Genomic DNA, 24,427 nt, shown 5'->3' with positions numbered 1-24,427 from the left:
TCAACTAACGGGGGCAACGCCCAATGAGCTACAGCAAGATTCCGGCTGGCAAAGACCTGCCGAACGACATCTACGTCGCGATCGAGATCCCGGCCAACCACGCGCCGATCAAATACGAAATCGACAAAGACAGCGATTGCCTGTTCGTTGACCGTTTCATGGCCACCCCAATGTTCTACCCGGCCAACTACGGTTACATCCCGAACACCCTGGCTGACGACGGTGATCCCCTCGACGTGCTGGTCGTAACCCCTTACCCGGTTGCTCCAGGTTCGGTAATCCGCGCCCGTCCGGTCGGCATCCTGAACATGACCGACGACGGCGGCGGCGATGCCAAAGTCATCGCAGTCCCACACGACAAGCTGTCCCAGCTGTACGTCGACGTGAAGGAATACACCGACCTGCCAGCGCTGCTGATCCAGCAGATCGAGCACTTCTTCGCGAACTACAAAGATCTCGAAAAAGGCAAATGGGTGAAGATCGAAGGCTGGGCCGGCGCAGACGCCGCCCGCGAAGCGATCACCAAGTCGGTTGCTGCCTACAAAGGCTAAGCCCGGCTGCAGGCTTTTAGCTGCAAGCGGCAAGAAAACCCCCGGGAGATCCGGGGTTTTTTGTGGGTGCCTGACAAGCACACCAAACACTACGTTTAAACAGGCCTTCCAATGGTTTTTGCTTGTTTAAAATTCCCCTGGAACGTCTTACATCCGGTCGTAAATTTCCCGCAAAATTTGAACGAGACGTTTATTCAAACCCTTGTTAGCCGCCAGTAGACTCGCGTTCATGAAAAAGAACACTAGCGGCCCACGCTTCAAAGCGCTCCTCGAAGCAGCGAACATCACGACCACCGGATTTGCCGAATTCCTGGATACGGCTCCGCAAAATGTACATAACTGGTACACCCGCGGTGTGCCTGCCCATTGCATGGAAGAAGTCGCCAGAAAACTCTCCGTCAGCAGCGACTGGCTGAAAACCGGCGAAGGCTCGAAAGACGCCCAACACCTGCGCCTGCTCGACGAGTCCGGCAACACCTTCGATGCCCAGACCATCCGCGGTGTCTACACGGTCATAGAGCCTGTCGACGTCGAACTGCCATTCCTCAAAGAAGCTGTCACCGCCCCGGGATCCAACAAAACCCATGTCATAGAAGATCCCGAGAAATCCATCCGCCTGCCCCGCAGCCACCTCGACTCCCTGGAAATCAACCACGCCGACGCCATCTGCACCCTGATGAGCGGCAATAGCATGGGTGAGAAAATTGAAGACGGTTCGACCCTGGCGATTGACCGTGGCCTGACCCAAATTGTCGATGGCGAGATCTACGCCATCGAACATGACGGCATGCTGCGCATCAAGTACCTGCACCGACTACCGGGCAACTCCCTGCGACTGCGCAGCCACAACCGCGCCGAATACCCGGATGAAATCTTCAGGGCCGCACAAATCGAAGAGCAGAACATCAGGGTGCTGGGCTGGGTGTTCTGGTGGTCGACCCTGAACAAACGACGGCCGACGGTGCCCTTTCTTTAAGCGCTCCGGAACGCCCATCGGCCACCCACCCGGGTGGCCAAAGGCTCTGCCCGGCACTTCCCGCTGGGAATTTCCGTCAAACCTGCGTATGCTGCGCCCCACATTTGTGCATCGACCCGCCCTGCGGCTCAGATGCACTGGCCTGGCAGATGACTTTCTCACCAGGTCCCACAGCCGGACGCAAGATCCGGGTGTACGTTTTGAAGGCTGGCGCGGTTTACCAAAAATGATCCAAGCCAGTCCCCGAGAAGCCGGCCACAAGCCGGCTTTTTAATGCCTGAAAAAAGTTAACTGCCCAGAACCTGCATTTGTCTCAGCAGCGCTGTCACTTCCCCCTCACGGATAGCTGAACGCCTTCACCAACGTCAACTCCCCTACCGCACGCATCGGCACCAGGAACGTCTCCATCTTCTCGCTCGGCGTGCCTTCCTCGGTAATCACCGTCACCTGGGCCGTGGTCAGCGCTTGCACCGCGTCCTCCTGCCCCTCTTCATCACTGCTGTAACCGCCGCCGAAGTAGTTCACATACACCAGATATTGCCCCTTGATCGGCGCAGGCATGGCGAAGATTTCCGGGCCGTAGCCGGTGGTGACGTCGACGTCGAGCGCTGCGCCGTTGGGGACGACGCGGTCGCCGTACCAGATGTGCGCGCCGTCGGGGGTGATCAGGTGGAGGTCAAGGTCGGTGCCGTCGCTGTCCCAGGCCAGCAATACGCGCAATTTGGCCGGGGTCGCCCCGCCGCTGCTGTTGAGAAATTGCGTGCGCTGACGTTGTTGGCCATCAGGGCTGCGAACCTCGACGCTGTTGCTGCCGTTGGGGAATGAGAACGGGCGATCGAAGCGCCCGGCCGGGTCGATTTTCAGCGGCATGCTGACCCCGTTGACGATCAGTCGGCCGGGCTCTGTGGATTTGGCTGTAGCTTTGATCTGCCCGCTGATGCGAGCCGTGTTGGCCTGCCCTGTCGGGGTATTCACCGATGAGGCCGGGTAGTTGACGGTCTGCCGGAAGTTTTCCCCTTCGCCCTCAGGCGCGCCGGTGCGCCAGCCGCCTGCGGGGGTGTCGAGTTTGACGCTTTCAGCCGCCATCACCGATGGCAACGCCACCAGCGAACAGAGCAACAGCAAGACCTGTGGATAACGGAGTTTCATGGTCTATTCCAGCAAGAGGTGGCGGGCGAGCCCTTCGATGTAGGTTTCATCCTGGCCATTGGGGTGTGCTTCGAAGGCCAGGTGCAGGTATTCGTGGGTCAGGTCGAGGCGGTCTTGCAGCGTCAGCACGCCGCGTACGTAAATGCGCTGGCGTTCGCGGTCGACATAGGGGCGGCCGAATGCCAGGCGGCATACGGCGAAGGTGCTGACTTCGTTGTAGCCGGTTTCGCTTTCAAGTTTTTGGCGCCAGCCGCGCCGTTGTTTCTGCAGCCATTCTTGTGCGGCAGGTAACGCTTCGCAGGACGCGACCGGGCTGTCCCAGCGACTGAGACTGGCGCGTGGGTAGGCGTGCAGCAGGATGGCGTCGTAGCGCTGGCCGGCACGGGCCTGTTCGACGGCTTGCTGCCAGGACAGTTTGTCCGGGCCGGGTTGATCGGAATGGTAGGTGATGGTGCTGCCGGCCAGCACCAGGTCGCTGGTCCAGGCGGCGATGTCGCGAGACTCGGACGACGCCGGACGCGGTGCGACCCGCTGACGACTGCTGCTGTCGTCGATGCTCAGGCAGTCACCACTGCGCGTGGCGTTTTGCAGCAGGTATGTGCGGATGGCCACGGCCAGGGCTTTGGCGGCCTCGACCGGTTCGGCACTGGCTTCGCGCTGGAGCACACGGGCAACGTACTCTTCGCGATCCAGACGAGCCACGAGCTTGTCGCTCAGCAGAAACAGTTCACCGTCGCTGTGGATATCCAGCGCATTACCGTTGGCGAATTCGACGCGGTAGTCACCCTGCAATGCCCCGGAAGTCACTGCGGTGCCCCCTGACAGCACGCGCCGAAGTGGATAGCGAGAGAACAGGTCGACCTCTACGCACTGCCCTGCATCCACAGGCCATGCAACAGGAATCACCGTAGACAGTGCCTGCGCGTAATCTCGAAGAACCCGTTGGCTGGTACCGCGCCCGCCGGCCCAGACCGGTGTACCGTCCGCCGTCCAACCGGCAAATCCGCCCTGTCGCGATGTTGCATCCTGATCCGCCAGCCAGCTCCAGGTCTTCACCCGCAGACGGCTTCCGAGTTCGCCGACGACATGGCCATCGGCGGCATTGAGCATCACATCGAGCAACACACGCCGGGCTTGATCCTGCGCCGGCAGCGCGGCCAACATCTTCAACAGTTCCGCCACCGAAACCCGGGTAGCCGGTTGCAACGAAGGTAGATCCAGCAACCATGGCGGCGCCTGCCGCGTCTGCCAATAGGCTCGCCAGTCGGCATCGCCGATGCCCAACCGTGCGGGTTCGAAATACAGACCGCATGACTTCACCAACGCCTGATCACGCTCGATCCTGCCGCCCGCCGTGCAGCAATAAACCTCTTCCTTCGACTGGCCCCGGCATTCATAAGCCGGCTCACGTGCGCCGGTGTCCACCAGCCAGGCGTAGACGAACAACTTCCACACACTGCCCAATGGCGACTGCAACGTCTGCGGCAACGGCTCGCGGGTGATCACCTGCGTTCGACTCAGCGACAACAAATCGCCCTTGAAGGCCAGGCGCAAAGGTTCGTCCTGCGCCGTTGCCAGCACAGGGATCAAACACAACAACCAACCAATCAGCCGCCTGTGCACGTCAGTGAACCGTGACCTGGCCAAGGGCTGCCTTTTGTTCCATCGCCTGATGCTGCGACGCATAAACCTGAGTGAAACGCACCGGCGGCAAGTTGAACTGCCCTTTCTGCGAGAAACGCACCAAATGCCTCAGGCGCAATTCACCACTCAAGGCATCGACCGGAATGGCGTAAGCCATTTGCCCCGGTTCGAAACGCGCCTTCTCCAGGGACGTCGGCTCGGTGCCGGCCTTGCCCATGAGTTTGATGCCCCAGGTCGTGCGCTCGACATCGGCGCCCGGTGGCAGCGGCACTTCCAGCATCCCGTAACGCAACGGTCTGGCGGCTTGGCTGGTGACGATCACCTCATCGAGATAGAGGTTGTCGCTGGACAGTGGCGAGTTGCCGACCGCTTCAAGTTTGAAGGTGAAAGCCTCATCCCCCGGCACCAATCGCGACAGGCGACGGGTGATGGTCACGGCCATCGGATCGACTGCCGGCTGTTGGCTGCGGTAACTCAATGCAGCGCGCAGCGGACGCTCTTGCGCGCCGGTCAGCGTCAATACCGTCGGCACAGGTGCAGGCCCCTGCCACGTCCAATACATCTCCCCAGAAACCCCGTACTGTTTCTTCCAGCCTTCACCCGGCGCCAATGCAATGGTGGGTGATGCCTGCTCGATGCTGCGTTGCAGCCAGGTCAATGCCAACGCACGTTCCAGGGTCGATTGCTGAGGCAGCAAACGTTGCAGCAAGGCCTTGGCGTGAGCCTGATCGAAGGGTTGCAGCGACAGGTTCAGCGCTTCGGCAAACGGCTGGGAACTGACCGCCAGACGTTGCTGCGCGTCGGCCAGTTGCCGATTGAACGCGTCCGGTAAAGCGACCTTCGCTTGCCTGGCCAACGATGCCGTTAGCACGCGTGCAGCCGCCAGCCCCAAGGCTGAATCCGGATCGCTCATGACGAGGCTGTCTTCGCCGTTCTCCATCAGGTTCGCCGCGGTGCCCTCGCCCGCTTTCGCCAGGTCGTCCATCAAGCCACTGAGCAAGGTGTTGACCGGCAACTGCATCTGTTTGGCGAACGACAGGATCAGCGCCCGCTGCAACAGCGGCGTGTTCTTCGCCTGTTTGGCGTAGACCTCCAGCACCCGCTGCCAATGCTCCGGCGGCAGGCTCAGCTCCAGCACCTGGCTGGCGTGCCAGTCGGCGTAATAGGCGTAGGCGGTGAGGAATGCATCCGGCTCGCCATCCATGCCCCACCAGGTGAAGCTCGCCGAAGGGCCGGCCATTTGTACCAGACGCAAGCGACTGTTTTGCATGATCAGACGCAGGCGATCGCGGATCTGCGGATTCGCCGCCAGCGTCGGGTAGGCGATGCTCAATGGCAGCAGGCCGCTGGCGGTCTGCTCGACGCCACCGTAGGGGTAGCTCAACAGATCGTCGAGTGCAGAACGGAACAACGCTTGCGGACTGTCGTCCAGACGCAGGCGGATATCACTGGCGTCTGTCGGCAACGTCAGCGGCGTATCGCCCTCACCCACATCAAGGCTCTGGGTTTGAGTCACCTGCCAGCCTTCACCGGTCGCACTCAGGCGCACCGCCAGGGCATCAGCGGTTTTGCCATCCTGCATCAGCTCGGCGCTCCACTCGCCATTGACCAGTTCAAAGGTCGGCAACGGGATGTAGTTGATGCCACTGTTCAGAGTTACAGGCACCCGCTGTTCGTTGCCGGCGTAACGGGTCACCAGTTCGGCCTTGACCGGTTTCTCGGTCTGACTGAAGGCGAACACACCGAGGTCCGGTTTGTCACCGGCGCGGAATCGGGTCGGCCCGCTCCACTTCAGGTACAGCGGTTTTTCCGAGCGTACGAACTGCTTCTTCTGCCCGACCTGACCGCCATCGGCGATGGCCCTGGCGGTGATGCGCCAGCGGGTCAGGGAGTCGGGCATCTTGAAGGTGAAGCGGGTTTTACCGTTGGTATCGGTCAGCAATTCAGGTTGCCACGCAGCCGTGTCGACGTCTTCGCGACGCGGCCGCTCCAGCACCTTCACACCGCGCTCACTGCGATTGGCCTTGCCCGGTGCACCGGGGCTGCCCGGCAAGGCGACGTCATAACTGATGAACGACAAACTGGCGCTGGTGCGCACGTTGTTGCGCCGTGGGTGATAGAAGAACTGGTCGATGCTCGGCGCGACTTCCGGTTGCAGGGCGTAGACCATTTCATCGACCACGCTGACCGTCAGGTGCGCGGGGATCGCTTTGCCGGCGAACCGGGTGGTCAGGTCCACCGAGACGGTTTCACCCGGCAGGTAGGTTTCTTTGTCGGTGGCGATTGCCACGTCGATCTGTGGCGTTACCACCTTGATGCCGGCGTTCTGGAAACTGTATTGGCCACCCTTGGTGTACAACACCGAGAAGGTCAGGTTCGGCGCGAAACCGTCTTTCACCGGGATGCGCGCGCGGTATTGGGTATCGCTGAGTTTTTCCATCGTCAGCCAGTCGCCGCCTTTGGACAGCAGCGCAGTGGCTTCGACCTTGTCGCGTTCCAGAGATAACAGCGCATCGCTCACTGGCTCGGGGAAAGTGATCAGCGCCAGCGCTTCATCGCCTGCGATGTACTCGGGCTTGTCGAGGACGATTTCCACGGTGCCGGGTACGGCTTTGACACCTTCGCCGGTCACCGAATGGCCGGTGGCGCCGACCGCCCGGCCATGATCATCCTTGAGCGTCAGGTTGTAGGTGCCCGGCCGGTCAAAGGCCAGGGTGAAACCTTTGTCGGTTGCCGCGAGCTTGCCTTCGCCGGTGCTCTGGTCCTCCAAACGCACCCAGCCATAGCTGCCTGGCGTAACGGCATCGGCTTGCTCGCCTTCGCGGGCGTAGCTGAAGGCAACCTTGTCACCCACCGCGCTGAAGCGTTGAGGCGCGCTCAAGCGGAAATTCGCCGCGCCACGGTCGATGAGGATTTCCTTGGTGGTCTTGACCCGATACGCCGCACCGTCGCTGGCAAATACCGTGAGCATGTAGCGACTGGGCTTGTCCGCTGCCGGCAAGTCGAGGGACGCGCTGCCCTTGGCGTCGGTGGTCAATTCGGTGCTGGTCAGTTCCACCGGAAATTGCCCGAGGTATTGCAGTTCGTTGTCGACCATCGACAGCTGTTGGGCGCGCAGGCTCAGGCTCAGTTTCGCATTGGCCACCGGTTTTCCATCCGGGTACAGCAGCACCAGGCTGCCCTTGACCGGTTCGCCTGTGCGGTAATCCTGCTTGGCCAGGTTGAGCGAAATCTCGAAGTGCGGCTTGATGTATTCAGCCACGCGGAAGGCGCTGCTGTAAGCCTGATCCTTGTAGTTGAAACGCAATTCATAGCCACCGGCCACAGCGTTATCAGGCAACTGGAATCGGCCCTGGGTGCCAGCCTTGGAATCGAGCTTCAGAGCGAGGGATTGCAGCGCCGTGCCGGTCGCATCCAGCACGGTCACATTGACGTCGGCCGCGCTTGGCTGCACCGAGTCCCGCGCATTCTTGAACTCCCGCCCGACGATTTTCAGCGACACCCAATCCCCCGGTCGATACAGCGGCCGGTCGGTGAAGGCATAGAGTTTGGTGTCGTAGATTTCGCTGTCGTAGTAGAAATTCTCGGAGACGAACACCCCGCCCTCTTCGTCTTCGCCGATCACGAACGAACGCTCGGGGCTGACGTGTTTCAAGCGCAGCAAGCCATCGGTATCGGTGGCGCCGCTGCTCATTACGCCCAGGCCATCGGTCCACAGCACATTGACCTTCGGCACCGAGCTGCCTTCGTGTTTGCGCGCGGCCCACACCAGCAATTCGTCACCGGCGATCTTGCTCACCGCCACGGTGTTGGAGACGAACACCATGGTGGTGGCGCGGTACTTGCCGATCAGCGCTTCCACCAGATAAAGACCCGGCTTGAGATTGCCCAACGGGATGTACACGTTGCCCGGCGCGACGCTGACGAACTCGCTGGAAGAACCGGCCAGGTTCACCCCGGCAGGTGGCTGGATCGGCTTGGCCTGCCACAACGGATAACGGAACTGGCTGACCACCGGCAAACCCGGTATCAGTGCAAATTGCGGCTGCGCATCGTAGGGCGTTGGCGCGGCCATCGCGTTGCCCATCTTCAGTTCCGGCACTTCCTCGGTGACTTGTTTACGCGACTCGTAGGAAAACGCCCGCTGCATCACCCGACGGGATTTGCGATACCAGTTGTCCCACAGGTACGCGAGGGTATTGGACAGCCCCTCCCCCTTGAACTGGCCATCGCTGACCACCCGATGCAGGTTCTTCTGGCGTTTGAGGAAGTCCAGCGGCTTGTCGATGCGATACACCCGAATGTCGGCGCCGCCGTAGGGCTCCATGCGAAACCGGCGATAGTCGCGACCCGGCGCTTCAAGGCGCACCATCGCCTGTTCATCGCTGGCAAAGCCGCTGTCGGCCAGCAGGAAAAAACTCTCGCCGGCCACTGGCGCATAGCCGCTGGCCGGGACCGAGTCTTCGGCGTTTACCGCCGAGAACGGCAGCACCAATACCAACATCAGAGACAGAAAACGCAGCATGCGGGCACCGGTCATTGGGAAAGAAAATTCAGTCGATAGACGCCGATGAAGTTGGGGTTGGCTGCGTCGGGTATCCATCGGGTGTCCTTCCATGTCATGAGTTGCTGCAGGCTTGCCGAACGCATGCCGTTGTCGGTGGGTGTGCTGGTGCCGGTGTGATAAGCGATGTAACGGCCCATCCAGATCATCAGGTGCTGGTCGTCGCCCTGGTCGAAAAACATCAGGTCGCCAGGGCGCGCTTGAGACACATCGCGGCTGACCAGATGGCTGTTGAACTGGATCAATTTGATCGCATTGACGTATGGCCCGACCTTGCCGCCGCCCTGCTGCCATTGCTGGGCAAGACCGCGCTGGGCGTCGCTCAATTGCAGTTCCGGCGGCAGGTAACGATTGGACAAGCCATTGCTGCGCAGCCATTTGTCGTCATGGACTTTCAGCGCTTCGTTAGCGGCGAAGCGCACCAGCCCGGCACAGTCTTGCTGATACCAGCGCGGGCTTGGGCCCTGGCTCAGTTGCTCCTGGGCAATGCGCACGAACCAGGCACGAAACACCTGGGATTGCTGTGGGTCGAGCGACGGTGCCTCGACAGCGCGGGCACCTGCGCTCAGCAACAACGCCAGCAGGCCGAGACTTCGGATCAATGCCGTCACAGGGCTTTCCACTCCAGCGGCAGCCACTGCCAGTGGCCGTCTGGCTCGCTGCCTTCGGGCAAGGTCAGGGCGTATTTGCCGTAGCCGCCGAACTTGCGCAGCTTCGGGATCAGCCAGGTTTGCGCGGCGTTATAGAACACCGGTTCCATGTCCTGGGGCAGGCTGTCGAGGGTTTCCTGCTGCATCAGTTGCGCCATGGAGTCCGGGCCGAAATAGACCGGCATCAGCAGGTCTTTCGGTACCACGTCGGCCATCGGCGGGAAGCGTTTGTCGAGGGTGCCGAGAGCCTTGTCCACCAGCTTGTCGTCGAGGGAAAAAAGCAACGTCGAGCCATGCCGCGCCAGGCTGACTTTCATGAACGTCTTGCCGGTGATCGCGTCGGGGTTTTCGGCCTCCTTGGCCGCATAGGGACCGAAACTGGAGCTGACCTGGCGTTGCCACTGGTGGCTCTGGCCTGCCTGTTTCTCCATCACCGGGAAGGCGCCGTCCTCGACCTTGCTCTCGTAGGCACCGACCATCGAGTCGAACAGGCTGCCCAGATCCCCATCGAGTTTGCCGCTGTCATCATCGTTGAGACTGGCCACCAGCAAGGGCGTGTACAACCGCGAATCGGCATACCAGCACAGGCCTGCCGCGCCGGCCATGTGTTCGGTCAATGCCTGGGCCACCTTCTCCTGCGCACCGAGTTTCACCAGCAGCGGTGTCTGTTGTTCGGCTGCCAGCGGCAACGCCACGCAAGCGCTGGCGCCCATGGGCATGGCTTGCCAGATCGGTTTGAAATCGAAGTCTGGCTGATTCTCCAGTTCATCCATGGCCAGGAAGCTGTGCCAGCCCTTGTCGTCCATGTCAAAACGCAGGCCGGCGAAGTTAGGGATGAAACGCTGGTAACCCATGGCCAGCACGCTGGCATTCACCGACAGGCGTTGTTTCACTTGCGGCTCACGAGGTGCCAGGCCGAAGGCTTCGGGAAACAGTTTGTCGCCATTGAGCAGCGCAGCAATGGCCGTGGTCGACACGCTGCCCGATTCTTCCGTTGCGCCACTTTGCGGGTCGTAGAGTTTCGTCGGATTGGACAACACCACCAGTTTGTCGCCATGGGACGCGAACAGCAGCGCCTTGCTCGCGTTGTAGTTGAGTTGATAGAGCGCCACATCGTCGGTACCGACCTTCACGTCAGCGACCTTGCTCAACTGCGAGTCGCCCAGCGCCACTTTGGCCAGCGGCTCCAGCACCTTGGCCAGCCCGCCGCGATCCATCACCAGCAGGAAATCCTTGAACCGCCCATCCGCCCCGCGCCACAACGCTACATCGGCAGGCTGATCGAACAACTGCTCGATCAAGGTGTCCTGCAGTTTCAGGTCGTGTTCGTAGATGATCCGCCGCAAGCTGCCGATCAAGCCCAAGCGATCGGCATGGGTTTCGTAATAGAAGACGAAATCTTCGGTCAGGGTTTCCTTGAGGAACGGCACCGCCAGCAAGTCCTTGGGCAACTGGCTCAGGGAGTGGGTTTCCAATAGGCCATCCGGGCGGCTCATGCCCAGTATGTCACTGGCCAACACGGGGGCCGGGGCCTTGGGCTTGTGCATGAACCACCCCAACCCACCGGCCACGACAACGACCAGGCATATCCCGATCAGCAGCGTCGGCCAATGCAGGGGAGGTTTGGCCGCGGGTGCGCCAGCGGCCGGAGTAACAGTGCTATCACTCATGTTCACAAAACCCGAATTTCATCCGTGGAGCGGGGATGCTTAGTAGTTGAAAGTCTTGACCAGCAGCAGGTCGCCGATTGCGCGCAGGGGCACGATGAACGTCTCGCGTTTTTCATCAACGGTGTTTTCGTTGAGCACCAGGTTGATCTGCGAGGTAATCACCTCGTTCTGGTTGCTGGTCTCATCGAAGTTATAGCCGCCGCTGCCGAAGTTGCCCCAATAGTTCACGTAAACCAGATAGGTGCCACGCAGCGGTGCGGTCATGGTGAACATTTCCGGACCCGGGCCATCGACGCCGTCGGGGTCGAGGCCGCCGCCATTGGTCAAGGCCGAATGCGCCCAGAAGGCATGCTGGCCATCAGGCGTGACAATATGCAGGTCGAGTTCGGCTTTCGGATCGTCCCAACCCAGCACCACGCGAATCCGCGCCGGGGTGCGCAGGTTGTTGGCTTCATAGAATTGAACACGCTTGAGAGGCTGGCCTTCGGCGCTGCGCACTTCGACGCTGTTGGAACCGGCGCCAAACGCATAGGGTCGGGCGAAACGCCCTTGTTCGTCGGTATAGAGGTTCAGCGGATTGCCGTTGACCGCCAACGTGTGCGGCCCGCGCTGAGTGCCGAGGGCCTTGAGCCGGCCTTCGATCATCGTGCGATTGCGCTGCACGCCCCGATCAATCGGCGGCGTGGGATAGGCGACTTGCGGGTTTTCCGTGCGGTCCAGCAACCCGTTGAAGCGCCAGCCGCCCACCGGCTCCGACACCTCGGCACTTGGCGCGGCCAGAACCGGCACACAGACCAACCCGATCAGCAGCAAAAGAAATGAGCGCATGTGACGCCTCCTGCCATGCATGACGAAACCTTGCGCCTGATCCTGAGCGCATTACAGATGTGGATACTGCGTTTCGTCTGAAAGACCCGTGATTGCCGAGTCGAATATGACGCGAAGGTTAGACGTGCAGGTGTTTTTTAACAATCGGGCGCATCTGGATTTGCGGGAGGAATCACAGCGCTGGGTGGACGGTGAGCCGAAAAGCATCTTCCACCCTGTAGGAGCGAGCTTGCTCGCGATGAACGCAAGGGCACCGCGTCAAATCAGACAGTACGCGTCATCGTTAACGACCATCGCGAGCAAGCTCGCTCCTACAGGAATGGGCAGCACCAAATCCCCCGCTCATTTGCCCATACCCCCCCTATCTGCTAGTGTCGCGCCGGTTTAACGTCAACCGGAAATCGCCGCCATGGCCCGCAAAAAAGCTGCACTGGATTTCGAACAATCCCTCGCCGACCTGCAAACGCTGGTGGAGCGCCTGGAGAATGGCGAATTGTCGCTGGAGGACTCGCTGGCCGCTTTCGAGCAAGGCATCGGTCTGACTCGCGATTGCCAGGCGGCGCTGGCCCAGGCCGAGCAAAAGGTTCAGGTGCTGCTCGAGCGTGATGGCGAGTTGGCCGAGGAACCCTTCGACGCGGATCAGCCAGAATGATTGCAGCGTACTCGGCCACCAGCCAGGCCCGCGTCAATGCAGCGCTGGAAACCCTGTTCACCGCACCGAGCCCCGAGCTGGCGCGGCTGTACGAAGCCATGCGCTACAGCGTGATGAATGGCGGCAAACGCGTGCGTCCACTGTTGGCCTACGCCGCGTGCGAGGCGTTGGGCGGTAAGGCCGAGCAAGCCAACGGTGCGGCCTGTGCGGTGGAATTGATCCACGCTTACTCGCTGGTGCATGACGATTTGCCAGCAATGGACGATGACGATCTGCGCCGCGGCCAGCCAACCACCCACAAGAAATTCGATGAAGCCTGCGCGATCCTCGCCGGCGACGGCTTGCAGAGCCTGGCTTTCAGCGCCCTGCTCGATCCACGCCTGAGCGCGTCGGATGCCGAAATCCGCCTGCAAATGGTCAGTGCCCTGGCGTTGGCGGCAGGCCCGGCGGGCATGGTTGGCGGTCAGGCCATCGACCTCGGCTCGGTCGGTCTGAAGCTCGACCAGAAAGCCCTGGAGTACATGCACCGGCACAAGACCGGCGCGCTGATCGAGGCCAGCGTCAAACTCGGCGCCCTGGCCAGCGGCCGTGCCGAGAAAGACGAACTCAAATCCCTGCAGACTTATGCACAGGCCATCGGTCTGGCATTCCAGGTGCAAGACGACATTCTCGACGTCGAAAGCGATACCGAAACCCTCGGCAAACGCCAGGGTGCCGACATTGCCCGGGACAAACCGACCTACCCGTCCCTGCTCGGCCTCGACGCCGCCAAGGCCTATGCCCTGGAGCTGCGCGACCAGGCCCTGCACGCACTGCGACCGTTTGACGCAGCGGCCGAGCCGTTGCGTGATCTGGCCCGGTATATCGTCGATCGCCGCAGCTGACGGCGAATCCGCCAAAAAAGACCAACGCGTGGGCAGGGGACGATGCATCAGGTAAACTGCCGCATCTTTTATACCTATAACGATTCGCCTGATGCCCACGACGTTTCATGAGATTCCCCGCAAGCGCCCGACCACGCCCCTGCTCGACCGCGCGAACACGCCGGACGGCCTGCGCCGGTTAGGCGAAGCCGAGCTGGAAACCCTGGCCGATGAGTTGCGCCTGGAATTGCTCTACACGGTCGGCCAGACCGGTGGGCATTTCGGTGCCGGCCTGGGCGTGATCGAGCTGACCATCGCGCTGCATTACGTCTTCGATACCCCGGACGACCGGCTGGTGTGGGACGTGGGTCATCAGGCTTATCCACACAAGATCCTCACCGGTCGTCGCGAGCGCATGGGCACCCTGCGCCAGAAGGACGGCGTCGCCGCCTTCCCGCGCCGCTCCGAGAGCGAGTACGACACCTTTGGCGTCGGCCACTCCAGCACCTCGATCAGTGCCGCACTGGGTATGGCGATTGCCGCCCGCCTGCAAAACAGCGAGCGCAAGGCGATTGCTGTGATCGGCGACGGCGCGTTGACCGCGGGCATGGCGTTCGAGGCGCTGAACCATGCGCCGGAAGTGGACGCCAACATGCTGGTGATCCTCAACGACAACGACATGTCGATCTCGCGCAACGTCGGTGGCTTGTCGAACTACCTGGCGAAGATCCTTTCCAGCCGCACCTACGCGAGCATGCGCGAAGGCAGCAAAAAAGTGCTGTCGCGCCTGCCCGGTGCCTGGGAAATCGCCCGTCGGACCGAAGAATATGCCAAAGGCATGCTGGTTCCCGGCACGCTGTTCGAAGAACTGGGCTGGAACTACATCGGCCCCATCGATGGCCACGACCTGCCGACTCTGATCGCTACCCTGCGCAACATGCGCGATCTGAAAGGTCCGCAGTTCCTGCACGTCGTCACCAAGAAAGGCAAAGGCTTCGCTCCGGCGGAAGTCGACCCGATCGGTTACCACGCCATCACCAAACTCGAACCGCTGGACGCCCCGGCCGCCGCGCCGAAAAAGGCCAGCGGGCCCAAGTACTCCGGTGTGTTCGGCGAGTGGCTGTGCGACATGGCGGCGGCCGATCCGCGTCTGGTCGGGATTACCCCGGCGATGAAGGAAGGCTCGGACCTGGTCGCTTTCAGCGAACGCTTCCCGCTGCGCTACTTCGACGTCGCCATTGCCGAGCAGCACGCCGTCACTCTCGCGGCCGGCATGGCCTGCGAAGGCGCCAAACCCGTGGTGGCCATCTACTCGACCTTCCTGCAACGCGGCTACGACCAGTTGGTGCATGACGTCGCCGTGCAGAACCTCGACGTGCTGTTCGCCATCGACCGCGCAGGCCTGGTCGGCGAAGACGGCCCGACCCACGCCGGCAGCTTCGATTTGTCGTTCCTGCGCTGCATCCCCGGCATGCTGGTGATGACCCCGAGCGATGAAAACGAGCTGCGCAAGATGCTCACCACCGGCCACCTGTACGAAGGCCCGGCGGCGGTGCGTTACCCACGCGGCAACGGCCCGAACGCGACCATCGAGAAAGACCTCGAACCGATCGAGATCGGCAAGGGCGTAGTCCGCCGCCAGGGCAGCAAAGTCGCCCTGCTGGTGTTCGGCGTGCAACTGGCCGAAGCCCTGAAAGTCGCCGAGACGCTGGACGCGACCGTGGTCGACATGCGTTTCGTCAAGCCGCTGGATGAAGAACTGGTTCGCGAAATCGCTGGCAGCCACGAGCTACTGGTCACTGTCGAAGAAAACGCGATCATGGGCGGCGCCGGTGGCGCGGTCAGCGAATTCCTCGCCCGCGAAAACATCCTCAAGTCGATGCTGCACCTGGGCTTGCCGGACATTTACGTCGAACACGCCAAGCCTGCGCAAATGCTGGCTGAGTGTGGGCTGGATGAAGCCGGGATCGAGGCTTCGATCCGCGAGCGCCTGCAACTGCTGAACATCTAAACGCAAAACCCTGTGGGAGCGAGCTTGCTCGCGATGGCGGACTGTCAGTCGACTCAGATGCTGACTGATACACCGCTATCGCGAGCAAGCTCGCTCCCACAGTGGTTTTCAGCGCCCATCAAAACTGTATTCGCCTCAAAGCACCAACGGACTACCCATGAAACTCTCTCCCTTCGCCCTGACGCTGACCCTGCTGCCGGCCGGTCAATTGCTGGCCGACACCTTCGAACGCGACCAGGCCCTGAAGCTGCCCGACGTGTTGATCAGCGCCAACCGCCAGGTCGAAGCGCGCAATGACAGCAGCGCCGCCAACACCGTGTTCACCCGCGACGACATCGATCGCCTGCAACCCGATAGCGTCACTGACCTGTTGCGTCGAGTACCGGGTGTGCAAGTCTCGCAGTCCGGCGGGCGCGGCAGCATTCCGGGGGTCTACATCCGCGGCACCCAGTCGGCCCAGAGCCTGGTGCTGGTGGATGGCCAACGCATCGGCAGTTCGACCTCCGGCGACAGCAACCTGCAACACATCAATATCGAACAGGTCGAGCGCGTGGAGGTGCTGCGCGGCTCCCGCTCGGTGATTTACGGCAGCGATGCGATTGGCGGGGTGATCCAGATCTTCACCCGCCGCGGCGGTGAACAAGGCCTGCAACCGCGCATGCACACCGGTTTTGGCAGTAATCAGACCTGGGAGCGCAGCCTTGGCCTGTCTGGTGGTGATGAGCGAACCCGCTTCAACCTTGGCGCCAGCCTCGATGAAACCGCCGGAATCAATCGCACCCACGAGTCGTATCCCAGTGATGGCGATCACGACGCCTACCGCAACAAATCCCTCAGCCTGAGCCTGAGTCACACCCTGACGGAAGACGTCGAAGTCGGCGCCAACGTGCTGGATAACCGTGGCAAGAGCGAGTTTGATAGTCCGTTCGGCCGTTACGATTACGTGACGGACAAGTCCTATCAACAGCAGCCCTACAACGACTTCAATGTGAGCAGCGCCAGCAGCTACATTGATGCACAGATCAATGAGGTATGGAAAACCCGCGTCGAACTCGGTCACAGCGAAAACCGCGAGACAACCCTCGACAAGCTCAGCGATGAGCGCAGTGTTTTCAATACTTACCGCGACTCGGTCACCTGGCAGAACGATCTGACGCTCAACGAGCGCAACAGCCTGATGCTCGGTGGCGACTGGTACGAAGACCGGATCAACAGCACCACAGCGTTCGACGAAGACAGCCGCTGGAACCGCGCCGTGTTTATCCAGCATCGCTTTCAGGCCGACAGTTTCTCTACGGAGTTGGGTCTGCGTCACGACGATAACCAGCAGTTCGGCAGCCAGAACACCTGGAGCGGCACCTTCACCGTGCCGCTGAACCCGGACAACGAAGTGCTGCTGACCTATAGCGAAGGCTTCCGCGCGCCGACGTTCAATGATCTGTATTACCCGGATTTCAGCAACCCGGATTTGAAACCCGAAACATCCAAGAGCTATGAGCTGCAATGGCGCAGCCAATTGACCGAGAGCAGTCGCCTGGAGACGTCGCTGTATCGCACCGACCTTGAAGACGCGATCATTTTCGGCAGCAACTCACGCCCCGAAAACGTCGCCTCGGCACGGATCAACGGCTTCGAAGCAGCGCTGAAGCAGGAACTGTTCGGCTGGCAGAGCAACCTTGGCGTGGCGATCATCGACCCACGCGACCGTGATACGGGCCACACCCTGGCCCGCCGTGCGCGGCGCACCTTGAGCCTGGACCTGGACCGACAGTTCGATCGCCTGGGCCTCGGCGCCAGCTGGCAAGCGGTCAGCAGCAGCTATGACGACTTGAACAATCAACAGCCGTTGGGCGGTTATGCCCTGTTGGGGTTGCGCAGCAGTTGGGAGCTCAATCGTGAAATCCAGCTGGAGCTGAAGGTCGATAACCTGCTGGACAAGGGTTACAGCCAGGCCCTGTACAGCTACCAAGGTAGCCAGTATGGGTATCGCGAGGAAGGTCGGGCGTGGATGTTCGGGGTGACGTGGACACCAGAGATCTAAAGCCAGACTCGATCATTTGTGGCGAGGGGGCTTGCCCCCGTTGGGCTGCGAAGCAGCCCCAAAATCCTACACCCCTATTTCTCAGGTACATCGCATTAATCTGATTGCGGGTGCTGCGCACCCGAACGGGGGCAAGCCCCCTCGCCACAGGGCGCAATCAAATGACAAAGCTTTGCCGTTGCCTCGATCATCTGCCCACTCGGCCGCTCAAGGCCCTTGTCCGTCACCAGGCGCAATTGCCCTTGTGATACCGCCGCCACCTGTGGCCAGGCTTTCCACGCATCAAGCTGCGCCTGATCGCTGGCCAGAATCACCTCGGGATTACGCTGCAACACCGCCTCCACACTGACTTGCGGTGCCGGTAGCTTCAGGTCGGCAAACACGTTTTGCGCACCGCAGGCCTCCAGCGCATCGCTGATGATCTGCTCGCCGCCAACCGTATACAGCGGCCGATCCCAGACCTGATAGAACACTCGTAACGGCTTGTCCCGGCGATAGCGCTGGCGCAATTCATCCAGCCGCTGGCGTAGATCGCTGGCCAATGAAATTCCGCGTTCAGGCCGATCGAGCTGAGCAGCAATGGCTTCGATCTGCGCCGTGAGCTGGTCCAGGCTGCGGGGTTCGGCGACGTAGGTGGGAATATTCAGTCGCTTGAGCTGGTCACGCTGGGCCGGGCCGACACTACCGGGCCATAGCAGCAACAGATCGGGCTTCAGGCTGAGCAAGCGCTCCATGTCCAGCTGGCCATAGCGGCCAACGGAGGGCAGGTCCTTGAGTTCGGCAGGTCGCTCACCGGCGTCCAGCACACCGACCAGGAGGTCGGCGGAGCCCAGTTCAACGACGATTTCAGAGAGCGACGGTGCGAGGCTGACAACCCGTTCGACCGCGACGGCCGAGCCACTGGCGGCCAGCAGCAACACCGCCAGCCAGAGCGCGCGCATCAACCGAGTTGACGCGGAATACGGTAGAGGTAGAACAACACGGCGGTCGACAGTGCCAGCAGCATCAGCGGCACGGCTTCGAGACCGACGAACACCGCCAGGGCAGCGATCCAGGCCGGTAGCCCGGCAGCCAGGAATGCCGTGCGCCGCTTGGCCGCCAGACTGATCCAGGCAGCAGGTTCTTCAGGGGTATCGAGGGCTTTCTGGGTGGCGATCAGTGCGTGTTTGTAGGCGCCGAAAAACTTCAGGCTGACAAACATCGAGGCAACTCCGGCGATGAACAACGGCATCGCCAGCACCGGCAGAATGGCTTCGCTCTGGCCGAACACCGCGTTGATCACAAGCAGCGGCAACAAGGCCAGTGCCAGGTATTGCCACCAGTTGACGGACAGTCGCCGCCGCACCTGACCGCGGGTCACGCCCGGTCTACCTCGCCCTGATGCTCATTGCCCATCATGTGATCGAGCTTGCTGGCCTTGGTCGCCAGGTAGAGTCGGTTATGCGGGTTGTGGCCGGTGTGCAGCGGCACGCGCTCGGCGACCACGATACCCATGTCGGTCAAGGCTTTGACCTTGCGCGGGTTGTTGGTCATCAGACGCAGTGACTTCACGCCCAGGTGCTCCAGCATCGGCAGGCACATGGCGTAGTCACGCTGGTCGGCGGCAAAGCCCAGGCGTTCGTTGGCTTCAACGGTGTCGGCGCCACCGTCCTGCAGCTCATAGGCGCGGATCTTGTTCAGCAGACCAATGCCCCGGCCTTCCTGACGCAGGTAGAGCAATACGCCACGACCTTCGCGGGCGATGGCCTGCAAGGCGGCCTCCAGTTGCGAGCCGCAGTCGCAACGCTGGCTGAACAGGGCATCGCCCGTCAGGCATTCGGAGTGCAGCCGGCCGAGTACCGGGGCACCGTCGTCGAATTCACCCAGGCTCAGCACAACGTGCTCGCGGCCGGTGGCTTCATCGAGAAAGCCATGCATGGTGAATTGCGCAAAAGGCGTTGGCAGCTTGGAAGCGGCGACAAAAACGACAGGCACCGGTGTGCTCCTGATCTAAAAGTCTGAAGATTCGCAGAGCCGGCATTGTAACAGCAGGTTCCGGAGGACGCTTAGGCTGAATTATCGGCGATAACTATCAAAATGTTTGATATACGCCGCACCACAATCAATGTGGGAGCGGGCTTGCTCGCGAAGGCGTCGTGTCAGTCGACATCATTGCTGCATGACACACCGCTTTCGCGAGCAAGCCCGCTCCCACAATGGGTACATCGTCAGCCGTAAGAACCGCGTCAGTTCGAATCAAACGGATAAGGCTGTTTCCAGCGTTCAAAAATCGGTTTCAGCTCACCACTTTTCACCAGTTGCTCCATGCGCTGGTCGAACAGGGCCATTAACGCGCGCGCCTTCGAGGTTTTGGCAAAGCACAGGTACAGCGGCAACTCGGCGATATGGGTGCGCCGCAGTTGGGACGGATCCTTGGCGCGCTTGATGACCTCATCGACTTCGGTCAGGGCATCGATGTAAAAGTCGGCACGATTGTGGATCAGCATCGACTCGATGCCGGTACGCCGCTGCACTTCGTCGAAGTGGCGCACATTGGGCAAGTAATCCTGGTAATCGTAGCCGCGAACCCAGGCCAGTCGATAATTGCCCAGGGTTTGCGGGGTGGGTACCGGACTGCTGACCAGGCCCAGGGCATAGATGTGATCGGTGTCGAAGTTCCAATGGGGATAGAGCACACCCTCAGAATCGTCACGATAGGAGCCGACGCAGGCATCGACCTCGCCACGTTCGGCCAGGCCCAGCGAACGTACGTAGGGCTCGGTGCGGATGTCGACCTTGACGCCCGCCGGCTCGAACACTTGCCGTAGCACGTCCCAACCCAGTCCATGACCGTCAGCGGCGGTGTAGCCTTCCCACTCTTCGCTGGCCAGATGAATCACCGACGGCGGCGTAGCCCCCCCTCCTCCCGCCTGAACACAAGAGCAAAACATCGCGAACGCCATCACCATCAATCCGCGTACAGTCATCCCCCGCTTCCCCCGATAAACAGCTCTCATGATCAACGCCTGGAAATCCCCGGTCAGGCGAAAAACCACACCAGTCCCTGCATCGCCAACCAGGCGAACACCCCTGCCAGGACATCATCGAGCATGATGCCGACGCCGCCATGTACGTGCCGGTCAATCCAGCGTATCGGCCATGGTTTGAGGATGTCGAAGAAGCGGAACATCAGGAAACCCGCCAGCAACCACTGCCAGCCTTCCGGCACCAGCCACAGGGTGATCCACATCCCGACCATTTCGTCCCAGACGATGCCTTCATGATCGTGTACCCGCAAATCGTCGGCCACTTTGCCGCACAGCCAGAAGCCGAACAGCATGGTGATGCCCAGCATCAGCCAGTAACCCCAGTCGGGCAGCATCTGCCACAACGGAATAAAGGGCAGCGCAACCAACGACCCCCAAGTGCCGGGCGCCTTTGGCAAGGTGCCCGAGCCAAAGCCGAACGCCAGGAAATGCCATGGATTACGCCAGACCGACGGCGGTACGAATTCCGCCGGGACCTGTTTGGGATGATCTGTCACGGTGACTCCCGAAAATGTTGATAACCCCGGGTTTGCGGGGTGATGTCTTTGCCATCGGCGTCCAGCAGCTTCACGCCCTGCCCCGTCACCACTTGACCAATCACATGGATTGGCCAGCCATCGGCCAGCAATAGCGGCAACTCGACGGACGGTAAGGTGAAGGCCAGGACGTAGTCGTCGCCGCCGCTCAGGGCCGCAACCTGTGCGGCCGATTGGCCGAGAAAGTCGACCAGGCTCTGCGACAGTGGCAAACGATCCCGCTCGACTTCGATACCAACCTTCGACGCCAGCGCGATATGCCCGCAGTCAGCGAGCAGGCCGTCGGAGATATCCATCGCCGAAGTGGCCTTGCCCCGTAGCGCCTGACCCAAACCGAGCTGCGGTTGCGGCGACCAGTAATGCGCCAGCAACGGCTCGGCAATGCGCGCTTCGGCCGTGCGCTGGCCGAGCACCAAGGGCAAGGCACCGGCGGCATTGCCCAGGTTGCCGCCGACACACAGCAGGTCGCCCGGTTGCGCACCGCTGCGGGTCAGCGCCTGACCGGCCGGCACGCGCCCGAACACGGTCATGGTCAGGCTCAGCGGCCCGCGGGTCGTGTCACCGCCCACCAGCGCCATGCCGCAGCTTTGCGCCATCTGGTTCAAACCACGGGCATAGGCTTGCAGCCAATCGGCGGTCACCGTCGGCAAGGTCAGGGCAAGGGTAAAGGCAATCGGGGTGGCGCCCATGGCGGCCAGGTCGCTGACGGCCACGGCCAGCGAGCGCTGACCGAGCAGAAACGGATCGCAGGGATCGGCGAAATGCACGCCAGCCACCAACGTATCGGTAGAAATCGCCATCTGCTCCCCGGAGGGAACAGCCAGCAAGGCGCAGTCATCGCCAATCCCGAGGGCAACGCCTTCGCCGCCCTGCGCACAAGGCGCGGCGGCGAAGAAATTGCGGATCAGCTCAAACTCGCCCATCAGGTATCCTGTCTCACCAATACTGTTCATTTTTTAGCGGCGTCTGGTGTCGCCATACTGCGTTGCCGCTCCTCGCCATAGCACGCTATGACTCGTCGCGGCGCCTTGTCTGGCAACACCAGCCACTCGCTAAAAAACGAACGTATCGGCGAGACAGGACACTGTCCAAACGCCAATCAGCGCTTGAACGCCTTCACTTCAGCTTCACGCAGACGCGGGGCCAGCTTGTCGAGCACACCGTTGACGAACTTGTGGCCGTCGGTGGAACCGAAGACCTTGGCCAGTTCGATACCCTCGTTGATCACAACGCGGTACGGCACGTCGACGCGCTTGAGCAGTTCCCAGGTCGACAGGCGCAGAACAGCCAGTTCAACCGGGTCCAGCTCTTCGATGGTCAAGTCCAGGCATGGCGTGAGCGCGGTGTCGATTTCGGTCTTGAACTGCGGAACCCCGTGCAGGATTTCGCGGAAGTACGCGCCGTCGACATCGCTGAAATCGTTATCGACCCGGAACTGCGCTTCGATCTCGTTCAGCGACTGCTTGGCCATGTGCCATTGGTACAGGGCCTGGGTCGCGAGCTGACGGGCTTCGCGGCGCTTGGCGCTTTTCGATGGCTTGCCGGCATCCGCAGGCTTTGGATCGCGCGGGTTGAAACGATCGCTTTCGTCGCTAATCACTTGGCCTCCAACTGCGCCAGCAGGCTGACCATTTCCAGAGCGGACAGGGCAGCTTCAGCACCTTTGTTGCCGGCCTTGGTGCCGGAACGTTCGATGGCTTGCTCGATGGAATCAACGGTCAGGACGCCGAAAGCGACCGGAACGCCGAACTCCATGGACACCTGGGCCAGGCCCTTGGTGCACTCGCCAGCCACGTATTCGAAGTGCGGAGTGCCGCCACGAATGACCGCGCCCAGGGCGATGATTGCCGCGAACTCGCCTTTCTGGGCGACTTTCTGCGCAACCAGCGGAATTTCGAAGGCGCCAGGTGCGCGGATGATGGTGATGTCGCTTTCGCTCACGCCGTGGCGAACCAGGGCATCAACTGCACCGCTGACCAGGCTTTCAACGACGAAGCTGTTGAAACGGCCCACTACCAGAGCGTAGCGGCCTTTAGGGGCGATGAAGGTACCTTCGATGGTCTTCAGGGTCATTCGTTAGATCTCTTAAAGAGCCGGGACGCGTCTTCTACGCGCCCCTCAGTGATTTATTTGCCGCGAATTCAAGGCCGGGAACAACCGGTCATTATTCGGAGGGCACGTATTCTACAACTTCCAGATCGAAACCGGATATCGCATTAAATTTCATCGGTGCCGACATCAGGCGCATTTTGCGTACGCCAAGGTCGCGCAGGATCTGCGAACCGGCACCGACAGTGCTGTAGGTGGTCGGTTTTTTCACGGCCGCGTGATCGGCGGTTTCGCGAATATGCGCCAGCAACACGTCGCCATCGAGCGGGTGACCGAGCAACAGCACCACGCCGCTTCCAGCCTCGGCAACCGCGGACATGGCGGCGCGCAGGCTCCAGCGGCCCGGTTGCTTGACCATCAGCAGGTCACGCAGCGGGTCCATGTTGTGCACGCGAACCAGGGTCGGCTCTTCGGCACACACGTTGCCCAGGGTCAGTGCCATGTGCACGTCGCCTTCCACGGAATCACGATAGGTCACCAGGTTGAATTGGCCCAGTTCGCTGTCCAGTGGCTGCTCGGCAATCCGCTGAACGGTACGTTCGTGGATCATCCGGTAGTGAATCAGGTCGGCGATGGTGCCGATCTTGATGTCGTGTTCGGCGGCAAAGGCTTCCAACTCGGCGCGACGGGACATGGTGCCGTCGTCGTTCATCACTTCGCAGATCACCCCGCTCGGCTCGAAACCGGCCATGCGCGCCAGGTCGCACGCCGCTTCGGTGTGGCCGGCACGGGCCAGGGTGCCGCCGGCCTGGGCCATCAGCGGGAAGATGTGGCCCGGGCTGACGATGTCTTCAGCCTTGGCATCACGGGCGGCGGCGGCCTGCACGGTGCGCGCACGGTCGGCGGCGGAAATGCCGGTGGTCACGCCGGTGGCCGCTTCGATCGATACGGTGAACTTGGTGCCGAAACCGGAACCATTGCGCGGCGCCATCAACGGCAGCTTGAGCAGTTCGCAGCGCTCGCGGCTCATCGGCATGCAGATCAGGCCACGGGCGTGCTTGGCCATGAAGTTGATGTGCTCGGGCTTGCAGCACTCGGCGGCCATGATCAGGTCGCCTTCGTTCTCGCGGTCTTCGTCATCCATGAGTATGACCATCTTGCCTTGGCGGATGTCTTCAACCAGTTCTTCGATGCTATTGAGCGCCACAAGGCACCCC

The 24,427-nt window shown here is 61.4% G+C and carries 21 protein-coding genes; 6 read left to right on the top strand and 15 right to left on the bottom strand.

The genetic code is table 11. The features are described 5' to 3' along the window. The first annotated feature begins 23 nt into the window (after positions 1 to 23). Entirely contained in the window at positions 24 to 551 is a 528-nt protein-coding gene (ppa, locus tag AC1RDQ_RS18490; RefSeq protein ID WP_007990564.1) for an inorganic diphosphatase, read from the top strand. 229 nt (positions 552 to 780) lie between these two features. Continuing rightward, positions 781 to 1,527, top strand: coding sequence for a LexA family transcriptional regulator (locus AC1RDQ_RS18485; RefSeq protein WP_057713140.1), 747 nt, complete (start codon positions 781 to 783; stop codon positions 1,525 to 1,527). Between the two features lie 336 nt (positions 1,528 to 1,863). Here AC1RDQ_RS18485 and AC1RDQ_RS18480 read toward each other — a convergent pair whose 3' ends face one another. The 6 genes from AC1RDQ_RS18480 to AC1RDQ_RS18455 are packed head-to-tail and all read right to left on the bottom strand — an operon-like array spanning position 1,864 to position 12,032. Then, positions 1,864 to 2,676, bottom strand: a complete 813-nt coding sequence (locus AC1RDQ_RS18480; protein ID WP_492587845.1) for a YfaP family protein — start codon at positions 2,674 to 2,676, stop codon at positions 1,864 to 1,866. Positions 2,677 to 2,679: 3 nt separating this feature from the next. Beyond that, positions 2,680 to 4,299, bottom strand: a complete 1,620-nt coding sequence (locus tag AC1RDQ_RS18475) for a DUF2300 domain-containing protein (protein ID WP_492587843.1) — start codon at positions 4,297 to 4,299, stop codon at positions 2,680 to 2,682. Between the two features lies 1 nt (position 4,300). Further along, positions 4,301 to 8,860, bottom strand: coding sequence for an alpha-2-macroglobulin family protein (locus AC1RDQ_RS18470; RefSeq protein ID WP_492587842.1), 4,560 nt, complete (start codon positions 8,858 to 8,860; stop codon positions 4,301 to 4,303). Then, complete coding sequence (locus tag AC1RDQ_RS18465) at positions 8,857 to 9,495, bottom strand: DUF1175 domain-containing protein (RefSeq protein ID WP_057713137.1); 639 nt, start codon at positions 9,493 to 9,495, stop codon at positions 8,857 to 8,859. The genes AC1RDQ_RS18470 and AC1RDQ_RS18465 overlap by 4 nt, the downstream gene beginning before the upstream one ends. Beyond that, entirely contained in the window at positions 9,492 to 11,204 is a 1,713-nt protein-coding gene (locus tag AC1RDQ_RS18460; RefSeq protein ID WP_492587841.1) for a DUF2138 domain-containing protein, read from the bottom strand. Before AC1RDQ_RS18460 ends, AC1RDQ_RS18465 begins: the two co-directional genes overlap by 4 nt. A gap of 39 nt (positions 11,205 to 11,243) precedes the next feature. Then, the gene (locus tag AC1RDQ_RS18455; RefSeq protein ID WP_492587840.1) at positions 11,244 to 12,032 is read right to left on the bottom strand and encodes a YfaP family protein; all 789 of its coding nucleotides are present in this window, start codon (positions 12,030 to 12,032) and stop codon (positions 11,244 to 11,246) included. Positions 12,033 to 12,441: 409 nt separating this feature from the next. On the opposite strand from AC1RDQ_RS18455, the gene AC1RDQ_RS18450 reads away from it, so the two are divergent. From AC1RDQ_RS18450 to AC1RDQ_RS18435, 4 genes are all read left to right on the top strand, one after another. Further along, positions 12,442 to 12,684, top strand: a complete 243-nt coding sequence (locus AC1RDQ_RS18450; RefSeq protein ID WP_007970180.1) for an exodeoxyribonuclease VII small subunit — start codon at positions 12,442 to 12,444, stop codon at positions 12,682 to 12,684. Next, positions 12,681 to 13,568, top strand: a complete 888-nt coding sequence (gene ispA / locus AC1RDQ_RS18445; RefSeq protein ID WP_057713134.1) for a (2E,6E)-farnesyl diphosphate synthase — start codon at positions 12,681 to 12,683, stop codon at positions 13,566 to 13,568. The genes AC1RDQ_RS18450 and ispA overlap by 4 nt, the downstream gene beginning before the upstream one ends. Before the next feature lie 91 nt (positions 13,569 to 13,659). Further along, positions 13,660 to 15,558, top strand: coding sequence for a 1-deoxy-D-xylulose-5-phosphate synthase (dxs, locus tag AC1RDQ_RS18440; RefSeq protein ID WP_057713133.1), 1,899 nt, complete (start codon positions 13,660 to 13,662; stop codon positions 15,556 to 15,558). Positions 15,559 to 15,715: 157 nt separating this feature from the next. Next, on the top strand, positions 15,716 to 17,599 hold the full coding sequence (locus tag AC1RDQ_RS18435; RefSeq protein WP_492587839.1) for a TonB-dependent receptor domain-containing protein: 1,884 nt from the start codon (positions 15,716 to 15,718) through the stop codon (positions 17,597 to 17,599). 95 nt (positions 17,600 to 17,694) lie between these two features. On the opposite strand, the gene AC1RDQ_RS18430 is transcribed toward AC1RDQ_RS18435, so the two are convergent. The 9 genes from AC1RDQ_RS18430 to ribBA all read right to left on the bottom strand — a co-directional run bounded on the left by AC1RDQ_RS18430 (position 17,695) and on the right by ribBA (position 24,417). Continuing rightward, entirely contained in the window at positions 17,695 to 18,540 is an 846-nt protein-coding gene (locus AC1RDQ_RS18430; protein ID WP_492587838.1) for a cobalamin-binding protein, read from the bottom strand. After that, positions 18,540 to 18,959, bottom strand: a complete 420-nt coding sequence (locus AC1RDQ_RS18425; protein ID WP_492587837.1) for an MFS transporter — start codon at positions 18,957 to 18,959, stop codon at positions 18,540 to 18,542. The genes AC1RDQ_RS18430 and AC1RDQ_RS18425 overlap by 1 nt, the downstream gene beginning before the upstream one ends. Further along, positions 18,956 to 19,573 carry a GTP cyclohydrolase II gene (gene ribA / locus AC1RDQ_RS18420; protein WP_008053837.1) on the bottom strand — a complete coding sequence of 206 codons (618 nt, stop codon included), beginning with the start codon at positions 19,571 to 19,573 and terminating at the stop codon, positions 18,956 to 18,958. Before ribA ends, AC1RDQ_RS18425 begins: the two co-directional genes overlap by 4 nt. A gap of 251 nt (positions 19,574 to 19,824) precedes the next feature. After that, entirely contained in the window at positions 19,825 to 20,565 is a 741-nt protein-coding gene (locus AC1RDQ_RS18415; protein ID WP_492587836.1) for a substrate-binding periplasmic protein, read from the bottom strand. Between the two features lie 53 nt (positions 20,566 to 20,618). Then, positions 20,619 to 21,122, bottom strand: coding sequence for a phosphatidylglycerophosphatase A family protein (locus AC1RDQ_RS18410; protein ID WP_007970166.1), 504 nt, complete (start codon positions 21,120 to 21,122; stop codon positions 20,619 to 20,621). Beyond that, complete coding sequence (gene thiL / locus AC1RDQ_RS18405; RefSeq protein ID WP_492587835.1) at positions 21,119 to 22,084, bottom strand: thiamine-phosphate kinase; 966 nt, start codon at positions 22,082 to 22,084, stop codon at positions 21,119 to 21,121. Before thiL ends, AC1RDQ_RS18410 begins: the two co-directional genes overlap by 4 nt. 176 nt (positions 22,085 to 22,260) lie before the next feature. Next, on the bottom strand, positions 22,261 to 22,761 hold the full coding sequence (gene nusB, locus AC1RDQ_RS18400) for a transcription antitermination factor NusB (RefSeq protein ID WP_057713127.1): 501 nt from the start codon (positions 22,759 to 22,761) through the stop codon (positions 22,261 to 22,263). After that, positions 22,758 to 23,234 (bottom strand): 6,7-dimethyl-8-ribityllumazine synthase, encoded by a 477-nt coding sequence (gene ribH / locus AC1RDQ_RS18395; RefSeq protein ID WP_003228649.1) that lies wholly within the window; start codon positions 23,232 to 23,234, stop codon positions 22,758 to 22,760. Before ribH ends, nusB begins: the two co-directional genes overlap by 4 nt. Before the next feature lie 91 nt (positions 23,235 to 23,325). Beyond that, on the bottom strand, positions 23,326 to 24,417 hold the full coding sequence (gene ribBA, locus AC1RDQ_RS18390) for a bifunctional 3,4-dihydroxy-2-butanone-4-phosphate synthase/GTP cyclohydrolase II (RefSeq protein WP_007970163.1): 1,092 nt from the start codon (positions 24,415 to 24,417) through the stop codon (positions 23,326 to 23,328). Positions 24,418 to 24,427: the final 10 nt, after the last annotated feature.

Source organism: Pseudomonas sp. GW823-FHT02E01 (genome assembly GCF_058797535.1).
The sequence above is the reverse complement of the archived record's forward strand: the minus strand, read 5'-3'. Positions and strand labels throughout refer to the sequence as shown.

Excerpts from the sequence above, each read along its gene's own strand:
- ppa (WP_007990564.1), top strand. The coding sequence starts at position 24 with ATGAGCTACAGCAAGATTCCGGCTGGCAAAGACCTGCCGAACGACATC.
- AC1RDQ_RS18485 (WP_057713140.1), top strand. The coding sequence starts at position 781 with ATGAAAAAGAACACTAGCGGCCCACGCTTCAAAGCGCTCCTCGAAGCA.
- AC1RDQ_RS18480 (WP_492587845.1), bottom strand. The coding sequence starts at position 2,676 with ATGAAACTCCGTTATCCACAGGTCTTGCTGTTGCTCTGTTCGCTGGTG.
- AC1RDQ_RS18470 (WP_492587842.1), bottom strand. The coding sequence starts at position 8,860 with ATGACCGGTGCCCGCATGCTGCGTTTTCTGTCTCTGATGTTGGTATTG.
- AC1RDQ_RS18460 (WP_492587841.1), bottom strand. The coding sequence starts at position 11,204 with ATGAGTGATAGCACTGTTACTCCGGCCGCTGGCGCACCCGCGGCCAAA.
- AC1RDQ_RS18455 (WP_492587840.1), bottom strand. The coding sequence starts at position 12,032 with ATGCGCTCATTTCTTTTGCTGCTGATCGGGTTGGTCTGTGTGCCGGTT.
- AC1RDQ_RS18450 (WP_007970180.1), top strand. The coding sequence starts at position 12,442 with ATGGCCCGCAAAAAAGCTGCACTGGATTTCGAACAATCCCTCGCCGAC.
- ispA (WP_057713134.1), top strand. The coding sequence starts at position 12,681 with ATGATTGCAGCGTACTCGGCCACCAGCCAGGCCCGCGTCAATGCAGCG.
- dxs (WP_057713133.1), top strand. The coding sequence starts at position 13,660 with ATGCCCACGACGTTTCATGAGATTCCCCGCAAGCGCCCGACCACGCCC.
- AC1RDQ_RS18435 (WP_492587839.1), top strand. The coding sequence starts at position 15,716 with ATGAAACTCTCTCCCTTCGCCCTGACGCTGACCCTGCTGCCGGCCGGT.
- AC1RDQ_RS18430 (WP_492587838.1), bottom strand. The coding sequence starts at position 18,540 with ATGCGCGCGCTCTGGCTGGCGGTGTTGCTGCTGGCCGCCAGTGGCTCG.
- AC1RDQ_RS18415 (WP_492587836.1), bottom strand. The coding sequence starts at position 20,565 with ATGACTGTACGCGGATTGATGGTGATGGCGTTCGCGATGTTTTGCTCT.
- thiL (WP_492587835.1), bottom strand. The coding sequence starts at position 22,084 with ATGGGCGAGTTTGAGCTGATCCGCAATTTCTTCGCCGCCGCGCCTTGT.
- ribH (WP_003228649.1), bottom strand. The coding sequence starts at position 23,234 with ATGACCCTGAAGACCATCGAAGGTACCTTCATCGCCCCTAAAGGCCGC.